Consider the following 21,794-nt stretch of genomic DNA (forward strand, 5'->3'; position numbering starts at 1 on the left):
TCCCTTTGTTCGAGATTCCGCTTTGGCGGCTCGCAATCGATAAAGATCAGCTAAAGATTAGCTCAAATAAGGAAATCAAAAATGCAAGACGCAATTACTGCTGTTATTAATTCTGCCGACGTTCAAGGGAAATACCTTGATTCTTCTGCAATGGACAAGCTCAAGGGCTATTTCCAAAGCGGAGCCCTGCGGGTTCGCGCCGCTAGCGCCATCAGCGCCAATGCTGCTGCGATCGTCAGAGATGCCGTTGCAAAAGCTCTGTTGTATTCTGATATCACCCGTCCCGGTGGCAATATGTACACCACTCGTCGTTATGCTGCTTGCATCCGCGACTTGGACTACTACTTGCGCTATGCAACCTACGCAATGCTGGCTGGCGATCCCTCTATCTTAGACGAGCGGGTTCTCAATGGTTTAAAAGAAACCTATAATTCTTTAGGCGTTCCTGTTGGCGCGACGGTTCAAGCCATCCAAGCCATGAAAGAAGTTACGGCTAGTTTAGTTGGTGTTGATGCCGGCAAAGAAATGGGCGTTTACTTCGATTACATCTGCTCTGGCTTGAGCTAAAGGCAAGAATCGAATTGACACCGAATCAACTCGAATTCTTTGAAAATAGGTTCGGGTAGTCAGCGATCGAGTGTTAGTGGGTCAAAGGCTTATCTTACTGGCTCGAGGTAGGTTTTAACTTTCTAATATTGGTATGTTGACTCCCGAGCTTTGTCATGTAGATAAAGCTATGCTGTGGAATACGGCTAAAGCAAAAACTTATAGCAAATTAACCTTTTTTTAGCTTTTTAAGAACTTTGAGTTTTTCGAGAGCATCAATACTAAGTTCAGGAGCGATAAATCCATGAGACTGTTCAAAGTTACTGCTTGCGTGCCTTCTTTGACGCGCACTCGCACTCAACGCGAACTACAAAACACCTATTTCACCAAGCTCGTTCCCTTTGAGAACTGGTTTCGCGAGCAACAACGGATTATGAAAATGGGCGGTAAAATTGTCAAGGTTGAATTAGCCACGGGTAAGCAAGGTACAAATACTGGTTTACTCTAAATTTGGTAGATATACCTTAATAGATGGAGGGAGGTCGCGATCGCAGACCTCTCTTTTAGTTTGTGTTGTTGGTTATTGGTTGTTGGTTTAAAATACGATCGCTCCAGACTCGCAAATGTATCGTCTTGCTCGTGAAAAAGATTCTCATTCTAGCGGCCAATCCCAAAAACGATCTGCATTTAGATCGGGAAGTGCGGGGGATTGATAAGGCTTTAAAACTATCGCAATTGCGCGATCGCTTTGAGCTAGTCCCAAAGTTGGCCGTGGGTTATAGTGACGTACAACGAGAAATTTTGGCATTGAAACCCGATATCGTACATTTTTCCGGGCATGGTGTAGGAGAGAGAGGATTAGCCCTAGAGGATGAAAATGGGGAAGTTCAATTAGTGAGTACGGAAGCGATCGCGGGTTTATTCGAGTTGTTTGCCGATACGGTGGAATGCGTGGTGTTGAATGCTTGTTATTCTGAGGTACAAGCGAAGGCGATCGCTGCCCATATTGACTATGTGGTGGGAATGAATGACGAGATCGGCGATCGCTCTGCACGGGAGTTTGCGGCGGGGTTTTATGATGCGATCGGGGCAGGGGAAAGTTTTGAATTTGCTTGTAAATTTGGTGCGAATCGCATTAATTTAGCTGGGTTGAACGAGCATCATATTCCGATTTTGAAGCGGCGATCGCATTTGCTCGAGCAAAAAGCCTTGAAGGGCAAGAAAATCCTGCCCAGTAGTTTAGAATTCCCGGAAGGACAAGTCAGAATTGATTCTGAGTTTTATATTGCCTCATCCTACGAAGAGCGGTGTCATGCAGAAATCCAAAAGCCGGGATCGTTAATTCGGATTAAGTCCCCCCGCAATATGGGCAAATCTTCTTTAGCATCGAGAGTGTTGGCACGTGGTTTACAACTGGACTATCGCACGGTGGCGATCGATCTCGGCCAAACCAATAAAAGTATTTTTCACGATCTGGACAAGTTTATGCAGTGGTTTTGCGCGTCAGTGGGGAAACCTTTGGGGGTTCGCGTCAAAGTTGAAGACTATTGGGATGATATTTTTGGGGGTAATGATAACGCAACTGATTATTTTGAAAAATACTTATTATCAGGGGACAATCGCCCGTTGGTGTTAGCGATCGATAATTTCGATCGCATCTTTAAATATAGGGATATCGAGACGGATTTCTGTGGCTTGTTACGAGGTTGGCACGAGCGATCTCGCAGCAATTCACCTTGGGAAAATTTGCGCCTCATCATCGTTCATTCTCAAGAACCGTATTTGCAGAAAGATATCAACCAATCCCCTTTTAATGTTGGATTGCCGATTGTTTTAGGAGAGTTTACCGCAACCCAAATGGAAGAACTGGTCAAACGGCATGGGTTGACGTGGACGAGTTCTCAGATCGAGCAAATGAGGGCATTAATTGGCGGTCATCCTTACCTCGTGCGGCTGGCACTGTACCATATTGCCGCCGGGGATTTGTCTTTAATTGAATTTTTGCAAACAGCAGCGACAGAAGCGGGGATTTATCGCGATCATTTATTGAGACATCTTAATGTTTTAGAAAATATCACCGCACTTGGGGACGCAGTGCGAAGGATTGTTACTTCAGAAACTCCGGTACGATTGGGTTCGGAGGAAGCATTTAAACTGGATAGTATGGGGTTGATCTTGCGAGTAGATAATAATGTCTATCCTCGTTGTTTGCTTTATCGTCAGTATTTTCGCGATCGCTTGGAGGCTAAATGAACGTACAGTTCGATCCGCAATTTAATTACCAAGTTGGGGGGAGTTTAGCCGCCAATTATCCCGCTTATGTGGAACGACAGTGCGATCGCGAATTATTTGCTCGTCTTTTGGCAGGGGAATATTGTTTTGTCTTTAATTCGCGACAGATGGGGAAGTCGAGTTTGCGAGTGCGGACAATGCAAAAGTTGTCAGATGCGGAGGTTGCTTGTGCAGTCATCGATCCTCAGACTCGCGGGACGACGTTGCGGGAGGATCAGTGGTATGCGGGGACGATCAAGCGGTTAATTGAGGATTTGGGGTTATCTGGCGCGATCGCTTTTTCCGATTGGTGGAAAGACCTCGATTCTCAGTCTATTTCGGCGGTAGAGCGTTTTTATTATTTCATCGATCGCATTCTTTTGGTGGAACTTTCGCAGCCGATTGTAATTTTTGTCGAAGAAATCGATAATCTTCTCAGTCTCAAATTTGATACAGATGGTTTTTTTGGACTGATTCGCAATTTTCACGAACAACGGGCAGAAGAACCGAAATACAAGCGCTTGACGTTTGCTTTTTTAGGGGTCGCAACTCCCAGTGATTTGATTGTTAACAAGGAAAGTTCGGCGTTTAATATTGGCTATCCGGTGGAGATGGATGGATTTCAGCCAGAGGAGGCGATGCCTTTACTACAGGGGTTAGCGGGGCGCGTGGAGCAGCCACAGGAGATATTAGAGGAGGTGTTGCACTGGACAAACGGACAGCCGTTTTTAACTCAGCGCGTTTTGAGTTTGGTGGTGCAAGGGTTGGCTGAGTTGCGATCGGTTGAGGAGGTGGTGAGGACGCAAATTATTACCAATTGGGAGACGCGGGATCTGCCTCCTCATTTACAAACGATCCGCGATCGCCTGTTAAGAAGCGATAAAAAACTACAAGGGCGTTTATTGAGCTTATACCGAAGGATTTTAGAGGCTGGTGAAGTTGAGGCAGATGAGAGTCACGAACAATTGCAACTGCGGCTAACGGGTTTGGTGGTGAGGCGCGAGGGTCGATTGCAAGCGTACAATCCTATCTATGCAGAGGTGTTCGATCTCTCGTGGTGCGATCGCGCTTTGGCAGATTTGCGCCCGGCTTTTTATGGGGAAGCGATCGGGGCTTGGTTGGCAGAAAATGAGCAAAATGACTCGTTTTTGCTGCGCGGACAAGCATTGCGAGATGCAGAGAAGTGGGCAAAGGGGAAAAGTTTGGGGGATAGCGATCGACGTTTTCTTGATGCGAGCTTGGAATTTGAGCGACGACTTGAAAAAGAAGAAAAGGTAGTTTTGGTGGCTGCTCGGAAGAAGGCTACTTGGTTATTGGGGGCAAGTACAGCGATCGCGGTATTGGTAATGGTTGTCACAACGGTCGCCTTTATGAATGTGTGGCAAGAACTAGCGAAAACGAAACAAAAAGTAGCAATAATTACAACTGAAGCAGATAAACAACGCCGCAATCTTGATGATACATTTCCCATAACTTCTGCTGTGTCTCTCTTTGCTCAAGGGAAACGCGATGAAGCAATTTCTCAGCTTTCTCAAATTTTGGAGAAGAATCCTGAAAATACTGCGGCATTGATTGTTCGTGGAGAATTTCAAATTCAAGCTGGAAATATCGAGCTTGCTCTAAAAGATTTTAACCGCGCTATTGAATTAGAATCCGATAATTTCATTGCTCATTTTGGACGAGGCAATGCCTTAGCTGCTTTTGATTCTCCTAAATGGGATTCTGCAATTGCTGCTTATAACAGAGCTATTGAACTCAATTCTAACTACCATTTAGCTTTGATAAATCGAGGCTATGCGCTTGCTAATTCTGGGAAATTCATTGCAGCAATTGAATCGTATAATGCTTCCTTACGAATAGAGCCAAAAGATGCCGTAGAGAATTTAAAAGCAACGCTTAATAGCTTGATTGAGATTTGGATCGCAGGAAATTCTACTCAGTCGATTAATTTGAGTAAAGGCAACACTATCGGGTGGTTTAAAATGTCTCAAGAGTTAGGATCTCGGGATATTGGTCTATATATTTCTACGGGTTTTGGCTTGAGCGATCGGGATGCTGAAACGATTTATGAGTCTAGTGTTTTACTACTCCAGAGTCTCGATCGAGATGCAGATACCTTTCATTATCGAGGATTCTCTTTACTGTTCAAAAAAGAGTATTCAGAAGCCATCGAATCTCTAAATACTGCTTTGACACTTAGAAATGAATTTCCAGAAGCCTATATAACCCGTGGTATTCTTCATAGAAAACAAAGAAAGGAAAAGCAAGCGATCGCAGATTTCAATCGCGTAATTGCCTATTACACTCATGAGATCGAACTAAATCCACAAGATCCAATTCTTTATAATGCTCGTGGTAATACTCATCGCTATAAAGGAGATTGGATAGCAGCAATTAATGATTTTACTCGTGCAATTAAACTCAATGAAGACGATGTTTGGACACTTGCTCGTCGAGGGGAAACTTATCGTATGATGAAACGCTATGAAGAAGCTTTAACTGACCTCAATCGAGCTATTGAACTGAATAAAGATGATAATTGGGCGATCGCTAGTCGCGGAGCAACTTATAGAGAGATGGGACGTGAAATAGAGGCTTTGACTGACTTGAATCGCACAATTGAATTAGATAAAAATGATACTTGGGCGCTCGGTCATCGAGGATTAACCTATCGGCAGATAGAACGCTATGAGGAAGCATTAAGAGATTTCAATCGAGCAATTGAACTCGATGAAAATGATGTTTTTTTAATTGCTAATCGAGGGGAAACCTATCGCCAGATGTCTCGTTATGAAGAGGCTTTAACTGACCTTAATAAAGCAATTGAACTCGACAAAAATCATTATTTTTCCCTTGCTACTCGTGGGGTAACCTACAGAATGCTGGATCGTTATGAGGAGGCTTTAATTAATCTTAATAAAGCACTTGAACTCAATAAAGATGATACTTGGGCGCTGATTAATCGAGGAGTAACCTATGTAAAAATGGAACGTTATGGAGAAGCCTTAATGGATTTCAACCGTGTACTAGAACCAAATAAAAACTATGCTTGGGCAATAGTTAATCGAGGAGTAACCTATGCAAAAATGGGATACTATGAGGAAGCCATGACTGACTTCAATCGAGCAATTGAACTCGATAAAAATGATGTTTTTGCAATTGCTAATCGAGGGGAAACCTATCGATTGATAGGTCGCTATAAGAAAGCACTGACGGACTTCAATCGTGTACTAGAACTGAATGAAAATCTTGATTGGGTAATTGCCAGTCGAGGACAAATCTATCGGAATATGGAGTATTATGAGGAAGCATTAACTGACTTAAATCATGCACTAGAACTGAATGAAGATCTTGATTGGGCGATCGCTGAACGAGGAGAAATCTATCGGGTGAGAAGAAACTATAAAAAAGCATTAACTAACTTTGATCGAGCAATTGAACTCGATGAAAACTATATTTGGGCAATCGCTCAACGTGGTTTAACTCACCGCTTGATGGGACGTACTGAAGATGAACGTGCAGATTTTGAGCGTGCTATCGAAGTTGCTAATAATACTCTCAAAGATAATAAAAAAGGCTTTAGGACATTGGTTGATCGTGGTCATGTCTACCGTCTCATGGGACACTATGATAAAGCATTAGAAGACTTCAATCGAGCATTAGAAATAGCTCCCGATGACGCATGGATTCAAGAAGAAAAAGAAAAAGCATTACAGAAGATCGATCGCTAATCAACTTTCAAAGTTTTTAAAAACCTTGCGATGCTTATTTCTGAATAGTGCGATCGCATTTTTAATCCCTACAAAAATAGCAAAAAACTGCAAGTCTTGTCATAATAGAAAAAATTCCTTCGAGCCAATGATTTCAAAAGCGATCGCAGAACATTCTCAAAACCTTAATAGGGAGAATTGAAAAAAGTGCAGCGATCGCTAAACCCTTAAACTCTCATTAACTCATTCTCGCAAAGTTTTTAAAAACCTTGCATCGCTAAATAGCGATACAATTGAACGATAACCCACTTCGATCTTGTCAGATAATTCAAACCCTAACCTCGAACAAAGCGATCGCATTTACAATAAAACAAAAAAACCGATGACTGCAATTACCCTTGAGATTCCCGAGGAACTCGTTCCTCAAATTAATGCTCTCGGCGATCGCTTGCCGATCTTGTTACAACAATGCCTGCAAGCTCCACTCCCCAACCACGTCTATCACTACATTCTCAACTTTATTGCCAGTCGTCCTACACCCGAACAAATCGCCGAATTTCGACCGACCCCCGAAATGCAGGCTCGTCTCCATGCTCTACTCGATCGCGGTAAAGCGGGAACTCTAAACCCAGAAGAACAAGCCGAACTTGACGAATACGAACGCATCGAACATCTCATTGTTATGCTTAAAGCTGGCAATTTGCCCTATCTCGCACAGGATCGATGAGTTATATTCCAGTTGCATTACGTCGCTTGGTCATCGAAAGAGCAAACCATTGCTGTGAATATTGTAAACTTCCAGACTCTATCAGTTTTTATCCCCACGAATTAGACCACATAATCGCCCAAAAACATAATGGTCGCACGGAAGCCGATAATTTAGTCTTAGCTTGTTGGCGATGCAACCGCTATAAAGGAACAGATCTCGGCTCATTCGATCCAGAAACCAGACAATTTAGTTTTTTCTTTAATCCTCGTACTCAAGTATGGTCGCAGCACTTTAAACAAGAGCAAGGCAAAATTCTGGGATTAACATCAGAAGGTAGAACAACTATATTTTCATTCCAAATAAATTTACCCGAACGTATTACCGAACGGCAACTTCTCGATCGTTGAAAATCGTATTGAAAAGCGATTGCACCTTCAACTTTTAAAAATCTAGCAATCGCTAAATCACGATACAATTGAACGATAACTCACCGAGATCGCGTGATACTCTAAAACTACCCACGATCGCCACAAACCGCGAATCTTGTCATAATAGAAAAAATTCCTTCGAGCCAATGATTTCAAAAGCGATCGCAGAACATTCTCAAAACCTTAAATAGGGAGAATTGAAAATAGGATCGCGATCGCTCAACCTTTAAACTATCATCAACCCATTCCCTCAAGGAGAATTACCCGTATTATGGGACAACTCATTCCCATCCAACTCGATGACGGCACCATTATCCATATCGAAGCCACTGAAACCAATCTAGAACCCCCCCAAACCCACGATCCCAATAATCCTCCTCGCGGCATCTTTCCTTCCGATCCCGCCCAAAAACTCGCGCAAAACATCCAAGCTCTCGAAAGTACCATTCGCGCTTATACTACCTATTCCCTCAAAGCCTTTAAGAATTTGGCGATCGCAGAGGTGAGCGAAGTCGAACTCAAATTCGGTGTTAGCGTTGATGTTCGCACGGGTATTCCCTACATTGCCGACGGAAAAGCAGGCTGTAACTTAGAAGTATCCGTCAAGTGCATTTTTCCCCCACAGAAACCCGAAAAATAAACCCGAAAACTCATGTTTAAGAAACGCGATCGCAATTTCCGTCAATCGCGATGAATAATGGAAAATAAATCCCTAGACTCCCATTAAATTAGTCGGTATCGGCTAACAAAGACTCTATTTTTACCTTATATGGATATACGCTTCTTAATTCCTTTATTCGATCCCGGGGTTGAAAACTGGGCGATCGAAGCTCGTTTAGTACGCTGGTTGACGATGGTTTGGGTCTTTGTCGGCTTAATCGTTCTCTTTTCTGCCTCTTATCCCGTCGCCGATGCAGAAGTCGGGGATGGTTTGTACTATTTCAAACGGCAAATTATCTGGATCTTGTTGGGAACGATCGCCTTTAATGTCGTCGCGCGATCGCCTTTCCGCTATCTTCTCCCGATTTCTCGCTGGATTCTCTTCATATTATTAGGCTTAATGGTGGCCATTCTCGTTCCGGGAGTCGGCACCACCGTCAATGGGGCAACTCGTTGGATTACCGTGGCCTCAATTCCCATTCAACCCTCAGAATTGATTAAACCCTTTCTCGTCGTACAAAGTGCTGTTATCTTCGGACGGTGGAAGCAACTCTCGTGGTTGACGCGGGGGTTTTGGCTGGGAATTTTTGCCCTCATTCTCGCGGGAATTCTTTTGCAACCCAATCTGAGTACAACTGCACTCTGTGGCATGACCCTTTGGCTCATGGCGTTGGCGGCGGGTTTACCGTTATGGCAACTGGGAAGCACCGCCATTTCGGGGATTTTACTGGCGGTCATGAGTATTTATTCTCAAGAGTATCAGCGACGTAGGGTCATGTCCTTTCTCGATCCTTGGCAAGATCCCATGCAGGACGGCTATCAATTGATTCAAAGTCTCTTAGCGATCGGTTCCGGAGGACTAACGGGATCCGGTTTTGGGCTTTCGCAACAAAAATTATTCTATTTGCCTATTCAATATACTGACTTTATTTTTGCCGTTTTTGCCGAAGAATTTGGCTTTTTCGGGAGCGTTATTTTGTTAATGCTATTGGCAACTTACGCCACCCTCGCTTTGTTTATTGCCCTAAGAACCCCGCAACCCGTGCAGAAAACGATCGCCATGGGAGTGATGATTTTATTAGTGGGTCAATCTTCCATCAATATTGGCGTAGCAACGGGGGTTTTACCCACCACGGGTTTACCGTTGCCGTTCTTCAGTTATGGCGGGAGTTCGATTATTTCCAGTTTGATTTTAGCCGCTTTATTAGTTCGCGTCGCCCGGGAGAGCAATGAAGCAGAAGTGGTTTCCCTCAAAGGACGTAGAGAAAATATCTCGCGCTCGGGCGATCGCGATCGCTGATAAGATACCTTTATCGCAGTTCGCAGTTCACAATGTCCCCCATCATCCCGTGGCAAAAACAATTGCGCCACCCTTTACAAAACCCAATTTTAATTAATATCGAGCGTCGTTTGTTGCGGGCGATCGCGTCGAAACAAACTCGCTCTCTCGTCCTTTGGCTGACGATCGCGATCGCGGTAGCACTATTGCTGGTTTGGAATTGGCCATTAATTCTCACAACCGGTTTGGGAATTGCTGCCATGTGGGGAACCTACATCATACTGGGATGGAATTGGCGAGAACGTTGGACGCAAACGCTGCATTTTCTCAAAAGTCCTCAATGTCGTTTGATTCTAGCGGTCGGAAGTGGCGGCTTAGCAACATTGGGAACGTATTTAGCCGTTTCCATCTGGGCGCATTCCGAAAATCGCTGGTTGGTTATCGGTTCTGTGCTGCAAGGGGCAGCAACCTTGCTAACCTTGGCTTTATTGGGTTGGTATGGCATTAGCGATCGCCAGTATCGCGAAGAAACGAGATACGAACGCTTATTATTGCAGCTCACCCGAGTCGATCCCCTCAAACGCTTAATTGTCGTGCGCCAACTCACCCACCTATCGCCTCATTTGCAGGAAAGCGATCGCATTCAACTCCTCGAATATTTTCGCTTGCTGCTGTCCCGCGAAGAAGATGAAAAAGTGAGGACAGCACTCTTAAAAGGCTTGGGAACATGGGAACGCAAACAACTCAAATTAGAAAGCAAGCAACCCTTAAAAATGCCCGTCCATTTTCCTCAATCTTCTCCCAGTTATCAGGAATTAGAGAGTTAAGAGTAGAGAGTTGAATTATTCGAGAGGTGGAGTTGGAAGAATAATGGTTTCTGCTTCTTTGGGTTGAGGAGGAATGGTTTCTGAGGCCGATCGTTGAGTATCGGGGCTTTGCTGATTCTGGGCATTTGTGTAAGGTAAATTGGGATGCTTTGCCAGTTTTTCTCCTACTAAGGCAGCACCATAACGGTTGAGATGGCTCGGATCGGCAAAAAGTTCATTGCGATCTGGCCACTGTTCCCCCAAATCGATAAAAGTTAATCCCTCCTGCTTTCCCCGTTCCGTCATAAAAGCGCGAAATTGAACTTCTGCGGCTTGTCGCGTCTCGTCGAGATAATCTCCCGTTACCGGTAAATTCACAAAAACAAGGGGAATTTGGCGCTGTTGTAAATAATCTTGCAAGCGATCGAGCGCTTCGGTTTGCGCTCCTGTCAGCGTAAAATTTTGATAGTCGGCATCGTACAGCCCCGGAACTCTGGGAAATTGCTGGTAGTAGCGATCGCGATCGAAACGCCGCTCGATCGCGAGAAAACCACTAGCATCGATCTCCTCTAGGACTGCCGCGATCGCCAAATTTCCCCCCATCCAGCTTAAAAACTTGTCTCTCAACTTCCAAAAACCTTGCAGGCGATCGCAATTGGGATTTGTTGATGTCGCCGTAACGGGAAGAGTCGGATGCTTGCCTTGTAACAGTTCTTGATAACCAGCAGAAGAAGCGATCGCATTATAAGTCAAATCCCTGCGACCGCTATTAAACGCCCGCACCCCATCCGCCCAAATAATGAGATCGGGAAGCTCTTCTAGAGTTAAAATTTCTCGCACCAAGACATCCACAACCCGAGCGGTAGAACCATTAATTCCCAAGTTAAAGACCTCAACCCCCGTATGACCTTGGAGGATGAGGTTTTTCCCTAAATTGACCGGATCTACTCCTTGCAAGGCGCGAGAACTGCCAATAATTAAAATATCCGGGGTGGGTCGCGCCGCAATATAGGAGAGAAACAGCCACAATTTTTCATCGAGAATCTGACTTTTAAAACTGCTAAAAGGCAGCGATCGCGGCGAACGTTGCACTTGTTGTCGAGCAACGCTTAAATAATTCTGGTATTCCGTGACTTTTTTCTGAGCAAACGCCCATTTAGGATCGTCTCCCCTCACAGCCTGCATTCGTTCTATCGCCTGCATCCAATGCCAAACAACCGTTTGCCATTCCTCCCTCGATTGTGCTGTTTGTGCCAAGCGCGACGCACTCAAGGCTTTATCCACCGCCGCTCCAAACGCATTCCCACGGGTACAAGCGGGAGAAGGAGCATTTAACGGCTGTTGTTCGATCGCAACGGACAGCGAATCGAGGGGCTTGTACCCACAACTATAGGTCGTACCCAGACAAATCAATGCGATCGCAACGCGCAACCATTTGCGAATTCCCGCCATAATTGGAAATACTCAACCAATTTTGAACGTACTCGAGCCACTCAAAGCGTATCGCGTTCTCCAACCGTTGGCAATTTTTCTTGTCCACAAAATACATTTGACCTAATTTTAAATCCCTAAAAAACCCTTGGAACAAAAAATTTTCTATTGTTTTCATGACGAACCCTTCCCAGATGCCATTTGAGATTGAATTAATTACAATGGCCAAAAATCCAAAGCGATCTCTGGATAACTGACAAATTAACCCGGTCATCAAACAACAAAATCAAAAAATATGAAAGAAATTAACTCAAAGCGAACCCATTTTTTGTAAGAGAGGTTACAATCGGAAAGGTCTTCCACATTTGGGGTTAAATCCCCTCAATATCAGGAGACTTTCCCTCGATCGCACAATCGAATCGCGGTGTGAGTTAGCGAAATTTGCGAACTAAATCGGGGAATAGTATCGGTTAATCCCAAACGGGGCACGAGGCATCTTACCGAATGCCAAAAAATTCAACACTTGATGTTCTGGTCTTGAACTGAAGGAGCAAGAGGAAAAACGGCATGACCCAGGCGAACTACGATCTCGCAACCATTACCCAACCTCAAACCGAGTTGGAGCTTTTAATTGAAAAACCTGCAGCCTCTGCAAAAGATGGGGTCGCAGCAAAAGCAAAAGTAGAAAAAGCACCGAAAAAAAGTTCAGCTTCCCGACGGAAGGAACAAGCGAAGAAAAAACCTTATACAGAGGATTCTATTCGCGTTTATTTGCAAGAGATCGGTCGCATTCGCTTGCTGCGAGCGGAAGAGGAAATCGAACTCGCTCGTAAAATTGCCGAGCTATTGGAGTTTGAACGGGTGCGCGACGATCTCGCCGAAAACCAAGAGCAGGAACCCAGCGATCGCGAATGGGCTGAAGCAGTCGGTATTGAATATCCCAAGTTTCGCCGCCGCTTATTTGAAGGCAGACGGGCAAAAGATAAAATGGTTCAGTCCAACCTGCGCTTGGTGGTTTCCATTGCCAAGAAATATATGAACCGAGGACTATCATTTCAAGATTTGATTCAAGAAGGATCTCTCGGTTTAATTCGCGCTGCTGAAAAGTTCGATCATGCGAAAGGTTACAAGTTTTCCACTTACGCGACTTGGTGGATTCGCCAAGCTATTACTCGCGCGATCGCAGATCAATCTCGTACCATTCGCCTTCCAGTTCATCTCTACGAAACCATTTCTCGCATTAAGAAAACAACTAAAATTCTCTCGCAAGAAATGGGGCGCAAACCGACAGAAGAAGAAATCGCTACTCGCATGGAAATGACCATCGAAAAACTGCGATTTATTGCCAAGTCCGCACAACTTCCCATCTCTTTAGAAACCCCCATCGGGAAAGAAGAAGATTCTCGATTGGGGGATTTTATTGAAGCAGATGGAGAAACGCCAGAAGATCAAGTTTCGAAAAGTCTTCTGCGAGAAGATCTTGAAAACGTCCTTGATACTCTCAGTCCCCGAGAACGAGATGTATTGCGCTTGCGTTATGGTTTGGATGACGGACGCATGAAAACGTTAGAAGAAATCGGCCAGATTTTTAATGTCACGCGAGAACGGATTCGCCAAATTGAAGCGAAAGCCTTGCGAAAACTGCGCCATCCCAATCGCAATAGTATTCTTAAAGAATATATTCGTTAATCTCTTGTCTCGAAAATTTACTGTAGGTGGGTTCCCAAGAATCCGCCTACGATTTTCTTAACAGGGGAAAAAATCTGACAATCACGCTGGATAAGCAAAGTAGACCAAGAACTAATTTCCCCTTTTCTGATGAAGGTTTAAGAACTTAAGCCCATCGACTCAATGGCATGGGTTTCGACTGTAGTATCTCTGCATAGAGTTGCTCCACGCAGGCGATATTGCGGCTGAGAGTATAACGTTCTAAAACACGTTGTCTGCCCTTATAACCGAGAAGCTGAGTTAATTCTGGCTGATCTCGAAAAACGGGGAGCAGGGTTTTTAATTGCGTCGTGACCCCTTGAGTGGCGATGGTAACGCCAGCCCCTTGCTCCAAAACCTCCCCATCTGCTCCTGCATCTGTAGCAATACAGGCAACCCCGCAGGCCATTGCCTCTAATAGCGAGAGTGATAGGCCTTCAACCAAGGAGGGCAAAATAAAGGCATCTGCCGCTCGGAGAATTTCAATACGCTTCTGCTCGTTACTTTCAAACCCATGCCAAATAATGCCATCTTCAATGCCGTAAAAAGGTTCTAACATTCCTTTTAAGGGGCCGTCCCCCACGATCGCCAATTTGCATCCCGATCCCATCTGCGAGAGCTTCCACGCTTTTAACATTGCTTCGACATTCTTTTCTGTAGAAATGCGTCCCATATAGACAAAGAGGCGATCGGCTTTGACTCTGGCTTTAAAATGAGAAATTCCGGGAGAATATTTCTGTACGTCTACTCCATTGGGAATGACGGCGAGTTTTTGTTCGGGAACGCCCAAGCGCATGAGAAGATCTTTTTGTAAATGAGAAAAAACAATAACGCGGTTGTAGTTAGCTAAAAATGGCGCGTAGAGTTGATAGGTAATAAATTGGGTGCTGGATTTGAGATTGCGAAGTTTACTATCGAAGGGGGGGTGAAAGGTGGCGATCAGAGGAATATTGAGTTCCTCGCAAATCTCCGGCAGACGGAAATCAAGAGTAGAGAGAGTTAGGGACGCATGAACGATATCCGGTTTGAGTTTTGCGAGCGATCGCGTTAAGATTTGGCTCGATCTCAGGGTGGGAATGGTATAAACCTGCGACTTGTATAAAAAGGGCAATACAACTTCCGGACAATCCGATCGCCATGTTTTATCGACAAAGTTTTCTTGAGCAAAGTGAAGAAAACTCACGCGATGTCTTCGATCTAACAATGCGTTGGTAATTTCGCGACCGTAGGTGACATTGCCGCAGAATGGTGATTTTTTTCCCAGCCAAGCGATGTGCATTCAATCGTTCGGTTTCAACGCCTGTAACAGCAGCAGTTAGAAATAGATTTTCAGAAATCTTATAATTTCTTAACTTGGCTTGATGTTACCACGATCGGGCGGGAAATGTACCTATTGAGAAAACCGGTCATGATGGCTACGGCAACCAGTCCCCATAAAACTGGACGCAAACCCCACAAGGATTGGGCAATTCCAGCCAAGGCCAAAGGAAGAGAGAGGGCAATATTTACAGCGTTATTTTGCAACCCGAATACTTTCCCACGCATATCTTCTGGGGTTTGGTCTTGAATCGTGGTTTGCATGGGGACGTAAATGGTGGCGGCCGAGACACCACAGGCGGCCATAGCTGGTAATGCCCAAAAAAGAGAGCGATCGCTAAAAGATAAACCCACAAGGGCTATAGCTAAAACCATGAAGCCCCAAAAACTCAGTCCCGTGCGCGGAAGATGCTGTCCCCACTGCCCTAAAACTGTCGCTCCCAGCCCCAAACCAATGCCTCCAGATGCGAGCAGGAATCCGAATTGTTGAGCTTGAATTTCGGGAATCGCTGCAGCGAGGGGTACCGCTAAAATAGTCAAAGCTGCAAAAATACAAAAGAGGCTGGTAATTTGGATGAGGGCATTGCGAACTTGATGATTGTCCTTAAGATAGAGAATGCCATCCCAAATGTCGTGGAAAACGTGGGGATGTTCGCGATCGCTCGGAGTGCGGATTTCCCCGGTCTTGAGGAAAAGTAAAATAATTCCCGACAGGGTGTAAGCACCCCCGACTAACAATTCTGGACCGAAAGACCAAGTAGGAACAATAAGCCGAACAAGGCGATCCATCAGGGCGAGAAGAGGTTCGCCGACGGCAAAACCGACGATCAACAAGGCCATCATGGTCGTGGCATAAATGGAGTTAGCGGGGATGAGGCGATCGCGTCGAACGATGAGAGGAAGGGTCGCTTGTTCAGCAGGCGCAAAAAACTGCGTGAAGGTAGAAACGAAAAAGGTGATAGTTAACAATAGGCAAAAACTCCAAGGAATGCCCCAGAGGGTTCCCCAGTTGCCGGACAACCAGAATAGAGGAGGAATGGCGAAGACGAAAGCGCCTCGCAAGAGGTTGCTGGTGACGAGAATATCTCTTTTGAACCAGCGATCGACATACACTCCCGCAAGAGAACCCAATAAAATAGCGGGAATGGTTAAGGCAATGGAAATCGCTGAAACCCAAGTGCCGATTTGGTTTTCGCCAACCTGAAAATGGGTAGAAATCAGGGCGACCATGAGGACGATATAAACCTTGTCGGCGAGTTGCGAGAAGATTTGACCGAGCCACAAAATGAGGAAGCGAGGGTTTTTCAGGACAGGAAGCAAACCTCGTTCGGGATGCAGGCGATCGCCGTTCGGTTCTGGATTGGAGGACAGGCGATCGAGCGTCTCGGTGACAGTTAAGGGACGATCGTCGGGGGCGGTTTGGCGTTCTCGTTCTTCAAACAATTGCATTACCTATGAGGGCGATCGGTTTATTTCTTAATCATTATTGTAAAAGGTCAAGAATGTTTAACAAAATTATTGAGAATTCTCTCTCGATGATCTAGCGCTCGAATTGCCTTTCCTACGAAGGCAATGCTCGTAACTGAGCGTCTCTGTAACTGATGCGCTTTCAGGCAGGTGAGTAGGTCAGGATCGGATCCCAAAAATGGTTCAAGCTGCTCTAAAAGTTGTTCGACTATTTGACTGGCCTGTATTCATTTTACTTTTTTGGTTGGTTATCTCTAAATTCGATTGTTTCTCTTCTTTATTTTTAGGCCAATTCTGACGACGATCGAGAATTCAAAGCAAGAGAATAATAGCGCTCAATAAAAACTTGACTCTCACTTTCTCTCTCGATAGAATTAGAAGCATAATAACGATGCTACTCTCAAGAAAATGACAGATTCTCAAGAACCTTCAATTAATCGCTACGATAAAGTTATTAGAAACTTAAAGAAAATCAATGAAGAAAATTCAAGAATTTTAGCGCAAGCAAAAGCAGAGGAACGTTCGGCTTTATCTCCTCTACTCGATCGCTTGCAATTACAAGAAGAAGTGGCAATGCTATATATTTTATTGCCTAAAATTAGAAAGCTTTTAGCTAGGCTGAACTATGAAGGAGAAATTAGCGATCGCCCGAATAAAAGATCTAGACAAAACAAAATTAGACAAAAAGAACTAGAAATTTTACTACAGCATACTGAAAATGCGATCGAAATATTAACTTACGAACATCCCAATATTTACTTAGCACAAGAGATTAGAATTAATATCCAAAAAACACTGAATGTTTACGATCGCCGTCAGCCTCTTAGCTTCTTTTTCAATAGATGGATAGACTTTTGTAACTTAAAATCAGACCCTTTAAAAGTTGTTACAGGACTAATTATCTCTACACCAATTTTTCTCTGCCTGTTTTTTATTGCACTATATTATCTTTCTATCGGTCAAAGTAATTTAACGCTTAGGATTGAAGAAACTCGACAGAGATTAAGGCTTGTTCTTCAATATAAAGATGAGCCTAAAGATCCAAGTCAAGATGGCGTTATTGTCGGATCTCAAGTCCAAAACCGCATTCAGTCTGAAATCCAAAGGAGTTTGAACGATCCTCAGCTTAATCTCGAAAATTTAAGTTTAAACAAGAAAATTCTCATTGAAGAAGCCGAGAAAAAACGAGAATTAACTCGCTTGGAAGAAATTCAAAAAGATTATTCTCTATTATTTTTCTTGATTTTAGTTGCTTCTTCTGGTGCTTTAGGAAGCATCATTAGTCTTTTTACAAGAATGAATGATTTTGAAGAAAAAGAATATTCCGATCCCGTAGTTTTACTACTTGTCGGGGCATTCAAGCCACTCATTGGCGCGGTGTTTGGTTTGCTACTCTTCGCCATTTTAAAATCGGGAATTCTTGCCGTGCAAATTAACCCGACACGAGATCAACATAAAAGCGATGAATTATTTCTTTGTTCCCTTGCTTTTGTTGTCGGTTTTAGCGAACGCTTAGCTAAAGATGTTATTAAAAGAACAGAAAATACTCTACTTGGAAATAGCGAATCCAATAGTTTAGCTCGTTCGGAAAGTCGCCAAGATGAAAACCAAGAAAGTTAGATATAAATATTAATCTAGTTCAAGCAACACAGAGGTACAGAAAAGAAGAAATCTCTGTGCGCTCTGTGTCTGATGCGATTTTTCTGCTTTCCCCATTATGGATTACAATTTAACTTCAATATCGACTCCTGCAGGTAAATCTAACTTCATTAGCGCATCAATGGTCTTAGAAGAAGGCTGATAAATATCGATAATCCGTCGGTGAGTGCGGGTCTCAAAATGCTCTCGGGAATCTTTATCGACGTGAGGCGATCGCAGCAAACAATAAATCTTGCGCTTGGTGGGCAAAGGAATCGGGCCGATCGCTGTCGCATTGGTCCGGTTGGCAGTATCGACAATCTTCTCGCAGGAAGTATCCAACAAGCGGCGATCGAAGGCTTTCAGGCGAATGCGAATTTTTTGTTGTTGAATCGTGGCCATGGTTTCGTACTGGATTGTAATGGGTAGAACATTCAGAGCAAAAGAGCAGAAAGGTTCAACCTCTCTGCTCCTACTTAAATAGAGTGGAGTCTATTCAACGATTTTAGAAACGACACCCGCACCAATGGTACGACCGCCTTCGCGAATGGCAAAACGCATTCCTTGCTCGATCGCAATCGGACAGATCAATGTCACTGTCATTTTGATGCGATCGCCAGGCATCACCATTTCTACATTACTGCCGTCATCAGCAGTGTAAGAGTCAATAGTACCGGTTACATCCGTTGTGCGGATATAAAATTGAGGGCGATAGCCGGCAAAGAAAGGGGTATGACGACCTCCTTCTTCTTTTTTCAGGACGTAAACCTCACCTTCAAACTTGGTATGAGGGGTAATCGAACCGGGTTTTGCTAACACCATTCCTCGTTCGATATCTTCCTTGTTAATCCCACGTAAAAGAACGCCGACGTTATCTCCCGCCATGCCTTCATCTAAAGTCTTCTGGAACATTTCTACCCCAGTGACAGTGGTGCTGCGAGTATCGCGAATGCCAATAATTTCAATAGTTTCACCGACTTTCACTTTACCTCGTTCGATCCGACCTGTGGCAACAGTTCCGCGACCGGTGATGGAGAAAACGTCTTCTACTGCCATGAGGAAAGGCTTGTCAATTTCCCGTTCTGGAGTGGGAATGGCGGCATCAACACTCTCCATGAGGGCGAGAATTTTATCGACCCACTCGTCTTCTCCTTTACCAATCTCGGGCTTCGCGGTTAAGGCTTCTACTGCCTTCAGTGCAGAACCTGTAGTGATGGGGATATCATCTCCATCGAAATCGTACTCGCTGAGAAGTTCCCGAACTTCCAATTCCACCAATTCCAACAGTTCTTCGTCATCAACTTGATCTTCTTTATTTAAGAAGACCACGAGGTGAGGAACGCCAACTTGTCGTGCCAAGAGAATGTGTTCGCGAGTTTGGGGCATGGGACCGTCTGCTGCGGAAACCACCAAGATTGCACCGTCCATTTGAGCTGCTCCGGTGATCATATTTTTCACGTAGTCAGCGTGACCGGGGCAATCCACGTGAGCATAGTGACGATTATCCGTCTCATATTCTACGTGAGCGGTATTAATGGTGATGCCGCGTGCCTTTTCCTCTGGAGCAGCATCAATATCGGCATAATTGCGAGCTTTCGCTTTTCCTTGTGCGGCGAGAGACATGGTGATCGCTGCGGTCAAGGTCGTTTTGCCGTGGTCTACGTGACCAATAGTGCCAATATTGGCGTGGTCTTTGTTGCGTTCAAACTTTGCGCGTGCCATTGCTTCGTTTTTCCTTATCTCTAATTTGCGTTCCCTTGGTTTTTAGCAATGATGGCTTCAGCCACGTTACGAGGAACTTCCTCGTAGTTGCCGAACTCCATTGAAAAGATACCGCGTCCTTGGGTTTTAGAACGGATATCTGTGGCGTAACCGAACATTTCCGCTAAAGGAACTTTAGCAGTTACGGTGGATACGCCGGCTTCAGAGTTCATCCCCTCAATTTGACCCCGACGGGAGTTGAGGTCTCCCATGACATCACCGAGGAAGTCTTCGGGAACTTCGACCTCGACTTTCATGATCGGTTCGAGGATGATGGGATTGGCTTTATGCACGGCGTTTTTCATGCCCATGGAGCCGGCAATTTTGAAAGCCATCTCTGAAGAATCGACTTCGTGGTAAGAACCATCCGTCAGGGTGACTTTAACATCGATAAGGGGATACCCTGCGAGAATACCCGTTTCACAAGATTCTTTCATGCCTTGCTCGACGGAGGGAATGTATTCTTTCGGGATTTTTCCGCCCACGATCTTCGAGACAAACTCGAAACCCGTTCCGGCTTCTGCTGGTTCTAAGTTCAAGACCACATGACCGTATTGACCTTTACCGCCACTTTGACGAATGAATTTACCTTCGACTTTGTTAACGGATTTTTTGATGGTCTCTCGATAGGCGACTTGGGGTTGTCCCACGTTCGCTTCGACTTTGAATTCCCGTAGCATTCGGTCTACTAGAATTTCTAAGTGTAGTTCTCCCATACCCGCAATCACAGTTTGATTGGTTTCGGGATCGGTGCTGACGCGGAAGGTCGGATCTTCGTCGGACAAAGATTGTAGTGCTTTGCCGAGTTTGTCCATATCCTGCTTGGTTTTCGGTTCGACCGCGACAGAAATTACCGGTTCGGGAATAAACAACGATTCCAAAATAATCGGTTTATCTTCATTGCATAAGGTATCGCCGGTAATGGCATCCTTGAGACCGATCGCGGCTCCTAAGTCTCCAGCTTGTAGCTCGTCAACTTCGATGCGATCGTTGGATTTGAGGATAATCAGCCGCGAAACTCGCTCTTTTTTATCTTTGGTGGAGTTATAGACGTAGCTGCCTTTTTTCAGAGTCCCCGAATAAACCCGCAGGAAGGTCAAGCGACCGTAGGGATCTGCCATAATCTTAAAGGCGAGGGCAGAAAAAGGCTCTTCGTCATTGGCTTTGCGGACTTCTTCGGTACCGTTAGGGACTATTCCTTTAATGGGAGGAACGTCAATGGGGGCTGGCAAGTAATCGACAACCGCATCGAGAAGAAGTTGTACGCCTTTGTTTTTAAAGGCCGAACCGCATAACATGGGCATAATCGAGCCGTCAATGGTGCCTTTTCGCAGAGCTGTGCGAATTTCTTCTTCGCTTAACTCTTCTTCTTCCATATATTTGTTTAGCAGAACCTCATCGGTTTCTGCGACGGCTTCTACCAATTTGGCGCGGAATTCCTCGGCTTGTTCTCGAACCTCTTCGGGGATCTCGGCATCTTCAATTTCTGTACCGATGTCGTTGGTGTAAATCTTAGCTTTCATTCGCACCAAATCGACAATGCCGCTAAATTCTCCTTCGCTGCCGATGGGAATTTGAATGGGGACGGCATTGGCTCGCAAGCGATCTTTGACCTGTTCGTAAACTTTGAAGAAGTTTGCGCCGGTGCGATCCATTTTGTTAATGAACGCAATACGAGGGACTTTGTAGCGATCGGCTTGCCTCCATACGGTCTCGGATTGGGGTTGAACGCCCCCCACAGAGCAGAAAACCGCAATGACACCGTCGAGAACTCGCATCGATCGCTCGACTTCGATGGTGAAGTCTACGTGACCGGGGGTATCGATGATATTAATCCGATGTTCTCGCCAATTGGTGCTAATGGCGGCAGCCGTGATGGTAATTCCTCGTTCTCGTTCTTGGGCCATCCAGTCTGTGACGGCGTTGCCGTCGTGGACTTCGCCGATTTTATGAACGATACCGGAATAGAACAAGATGCGTTCGGTAGTGGTGGTTTTACCGGCATCTATGTGCGCCGCGATTCCAATATTGCGAACTTTCTCTAGCGGGATAGTTCGTCCCACA

Annotated in this window: 17 protein-coding genes; 11 read left to right on the forward strand and 6 right to left on the reverse strand. The window is 44.9% G+C overall.

From position 1 onward, the window contains the following. The first annotated feature begins 81 nt into the window (after window positions 1–81). The 9 genes from apcB to AC6RV6_RS13615 all read left to right on the forward strand — a co-directional run bounded on the left by apcB (window position 82) and on the right by AC6RV6_RS13615 (window position 10,430). Window positions 82–567: a globin family protein gene (gene apcB / locus AC6RV6_RS13575; RefSeq protein ID WP_500241389.1), complete on the forward strand. Its 486-nt coding sequence runs from the start codon at window positions 82–84 to the stop codon at window positions 565–567. Window positions 568–850: 283 nt separating this feature from the next. Then, window positions 851–1,054 (forward strand): rod-capping linker protein CpcD domain-containing protein, encoded by a 204-nt coding sequence (locus tag AC6RV6_RS13580; protein ID WP_500241390.1) that lies wholly within the window; start codon window positions 851–853, stop codon window positions 1,052–1,054. Between the two features lie 131 nt (window positions 1,055–1,185). Continuing rightward, window positions 1,186–2,799: an AAA-like domain-containing protein gene (locus tag AC6RV6_RS13585; RefSeq protein ID WP_500241391.1), complete on the forward strand. Its 1,614-nt coding sequence runs from the start codon at window positions 1,186–1,188 to the stop codon at window positions 2,797–2,799. Continuing rightward, window positions 2,796–6,548 carry a tetratricopeptide repeat protein gene (locus AC6RV6_RS13590; RefSeq protein WP_500241392.1) on the forward strand — a complete coding sequence of 1,251 codons (3,753 nt, stop codon included), beginning with the start codon at window positions 2,796–2,798 and terminating at the stop codon, window positions 6,546–6,548. Before AC6RV6_RS13585 ends, AC6RV6_RS13590 begins: the two co-directional genes overlap by 4 nt. Window positions 6,549–6,909: 361 nt before the next feature. Beyond that, complete coding sequence (locus AC6RV6_RS13595) at window positions 6,910–7,254, forward strand: hypothetical protein (RefSeq protein ID WP_500241433.1); 345 nt, start codon at window positions 6,910–6,912, stop codon at window positions 7,252–7,254. Further along, window positions 7,251–7,643 (forward strand): HNH endonuclease, encoded by a 393-nt coding sequence (locus AC6RV6_RS13600; RefSeq protein ID WP_500241393.1) that lies wholly within the window; start codon window positions 7,251–7,253, stop codon window positions 7,641–7,643. Before AC6RV6_RS13595 ends, AC6RV6_RS13600 begins: the two co-directional genes overlap by 4 nt. A gap of 292 nt (window positions 7,644–7,935) precedes the next feature. Beyond that, complete coding sequence (locus AC6RV6_RS13605) at window positions 7,936–8,304, forward strand: CU044_2847 family protein (protein ID WP_500241394.1); 369 nt, start codon at window positions 7,936–7,938, stop codon at window positions 8,302–8,304. 129 nt (window positions 8,305–8,433) lie between these two features. Continuing rightward, window positions 8,434–9,624, forward strand: coding sequence for an FtsW/RodA/SpoVE family cell cycle protein (locus AC6RV6_RS13610; RefSeq protein ID WP_500241395.1), 1,191 nt, complete (start codon window positions 8,434–8,436; stop codon window positions 9,622–9,624). A gap of 32 nt (window positions 9,625–9,656) precedes the next feature. Then, window positions 9,657–10,430: an ATP synthase subunit I gene (locus AC6RV6_RS13615; RefSeq protein WP_500241396.1), complete on the forward strand. Its 774-nt coding sequence runs from the start codon at window positions 9,657–9,659 to the stop codon at window positions 10,428–10,430. Window positions 10,431–10,445: 15 nt separating this feature from the next. Here the strand turns inward: AC6RV6_RS13615 and AC6RV6_RS13620 are convergent, their stop codons facing one another. Further along, window positions 10,446–11,861 carry a hypothetical protein gene (locus AC6RV6_RS13620; RefSeq protein ID WP_500241397.1) on the reverse strand — a complete coding sequence of 472 codons (1,416 nt, stop codon included), beginning with the start codon at window positions 11,859–11,861 and terminating at the stop codon, window positions 10,446–10,448. Window positions 11,862–12,407: 546 nt separating this feature from the next. Between AC6RV6_RS13620 and rpoD the strand changes: the two genes are divergently transcribed. After that, window positions 12,408–13,529, forward strand: a complete 1,122-nt coding sequence (rpoD, locus tag AC6RV6_RS13625; protein WP_500241398.1) for an RNA polymerase sigma factor RpoD — start codon at window positions 12,408–12,410, stop codon at window positions 13,527–13,529. A 145-nt stretch (window positions 13,530–13,674) separates the two neighbouring features. Here rpoD and AC6RV6_RS13630 read toward each other — a convergent pair whose 3' ends face one another. Continuing rightward, entirely contained in the window at window positions 13,675–14,826 is a 1,152-nt protein-coding gene (locus tag AC6RV6_RS13630) for a glycosyltransferase family 4 protein (RefSeq protein WP_500241399.1), read from the reverse strand. A 59-nt stretch (window positions 14,827–14,885) separates the two neighbouring features. Beyond that, on the reverse strand, window positions 14,886–16,313 hold the full coding sequence (locus AC6RV6_RS13635; RefSeq protein ID WP_500241400.1) for an MFS transporter: 1,428 nt from the start codon (window positions 16,311–16,313) through the stop codon (window positions 14,886–14,888). 426 nt (window positions 16,314–16,739) lie between these two features. Here AC6RV6_RS13635 and AC6RV6_RS13640 point away from each other — a divergent pair, with 426 nt between their 5' ends. Beyond that, window positions 16,740–17,951: a hypothetical protein gene (locus AC6RV6_RS13640; protein ID WP_500241401.1), complete on the forward strand. Its 1,212-nt coding sequence runs from the start codon at window positions 16,740–16,742 to the stop codon at window positions 17,949–17,951. Window positions 17,952–18,053: 102 nt separating this feature from the next. On the opposite strand, the gene rpsJ is transcribed toward AC6RV6_RS13640, so the two are convergent. The 3 genes from rpsJ to fusA form a co-directional block, all read right to left on the reverse strand. Further along, window positions 18,054–18,371 carry a 30S ribosomal protein S10 gene (gene rpsJ / locus AC6RV6_RS13645; RefSeq protein ID WP_239121536.1) on the reverse strand — a complete coding sequence of 106 codons (318 nt, stop codon included), beginning with the start codon at window positions 18,369–18,371 and terminating at the stop codon, window positions 18,054–18,056. Between the two features lie 90 nt (window positions 18,372–18,461). Next, window positions 18,462–19,691, reverse strand: a complete 1,230-nt coding sequence (gene tuf, locus AC6RV6_RS13650; RefSeq protein WP_500241402.1) for an elongation factor Tu — start codon at window positions 19,689–19,691, stop codon at window positions 18,462–18,464. A 20-nt stretch (window positions 19,692–19,711) separates the two neighbouring features. After that, entirely contained in the window at window positions 19,712–21,793 is a 2,082-nt protein-coding gene (fusA, locus tag AC6RV6_RS13655; RefSeq protein ID WP_500241404.1) for an elongation factor G, read from the reverse strand. Between the last annotated feature and the right edge of the window lies 1 nt (window position 21,794).

It is taken from the genome of Spirulina sp. LEGE 11439, assembly GCF_059821285.1.

Bases quoted from the DNA above. Each gene is read 5' to 3' on its own strand.
- AC6RV6_RS13580 (WP_500241390.1), top strand. From the start codon at position 851: ATGAGACTGTTCAAAGTTACTGCTTGCGTGCCTTCTTTGACGCGCACT.
- rpsJ (WP_239121536.1), bottom strand. From the start codon at position 18,371: ATGGCCACGATTCAACAACAAAAAATTCGCATTCGCCTGAAAGCCTTC.
- AC6RV6_RS13605 (WP_500241394.1), top strand. From the start codon at position 7,936: ATGGGACAACTCATTCCCATCCAACTCGATGACGGCACCATTATCCAT.
- AC6RV6_RS13600 (WP_500241393.1), top strand. From the start codon at position 7,251: ATGAGTTATATTCCAGTTGCATTACGTCGCTTGGTCATCGAAAGAGCA.
- AC6RV6_RS13640 (WP_500241401.1), top strand. From the start codon at position 16,740: ATGACAGATTCTCAAGAACCTTCAATTAATCGCTACGATAAAGTTATT.
- apcB (WP_500241389.1), top strand. From the start codon at position 82: ATGCAAGACGCAATTACTGCTGTTATTAATTCTGCCGACGTTCAAGGG.
- AC6RV6_RS13635 (WP_500241400.1), bottom strand. From the start codon at position 16,313: ATGCAATTGTTTGAAGAACGAGAACGCCAAACCGCCCCCGACGATCGT.
- tuf (WP_500241402.1), bottom strand. From the start codon at position 19,691: ATGGCACGCGCAAAGTTTGAACGCAACAAAGACCACGCCAATATTGGC.
- AC6RV6_RS13590 (WP_500241392.1), top strand. From the start codon at position 2,796: ATGAACGTACAGTTCGATCCGCAATTTAATTACCAAGTTGGGGGGAGT.
- AC6RV6_RS13610 (WP_500241395.1), top strand. From the start codon at position 8,434: ATGGATATACGCTTCTTAATTCCTTTATTCGATCCCGGGGTTGAAAAC.
- AC6RV6_RS13595 (WP_500241433.1), top strand. From the start codon at position 6,910: ATGACTGCAATTACCCTTGAGATTCCCGAGGAACTCGTTCCTCAAATT.
- AC6RV6_RS13620 (WP_500241397.1), bottom strand. From the start codon at position 11,861: ATGGCGGGAATTCGCAAATGGTTGCGCGTTGCGATCGCATTGATTTGT.
- rpoD (WP_500241398.1), top strand. From the start codon at position 12,408: ATGACCCAGGCGAACTACGATCTCGCAACCATTACCCAACCTCAAACC.
- AC6RV6_RS13630 (WP_500241399.1), bottom strand. From the start codon at position 14,826: ATGCACATCGCTTGGCTGGGAAAAAAATCACCATTCTGCGGCAATGTC.
- AC6RV6_RS13615 (WP_500241396.1), top strand. From the start codon at position 9,657: ATGTCCCCCATCATCCCGTGGCAAAAACAATTGCGCCACCCTTTACAA.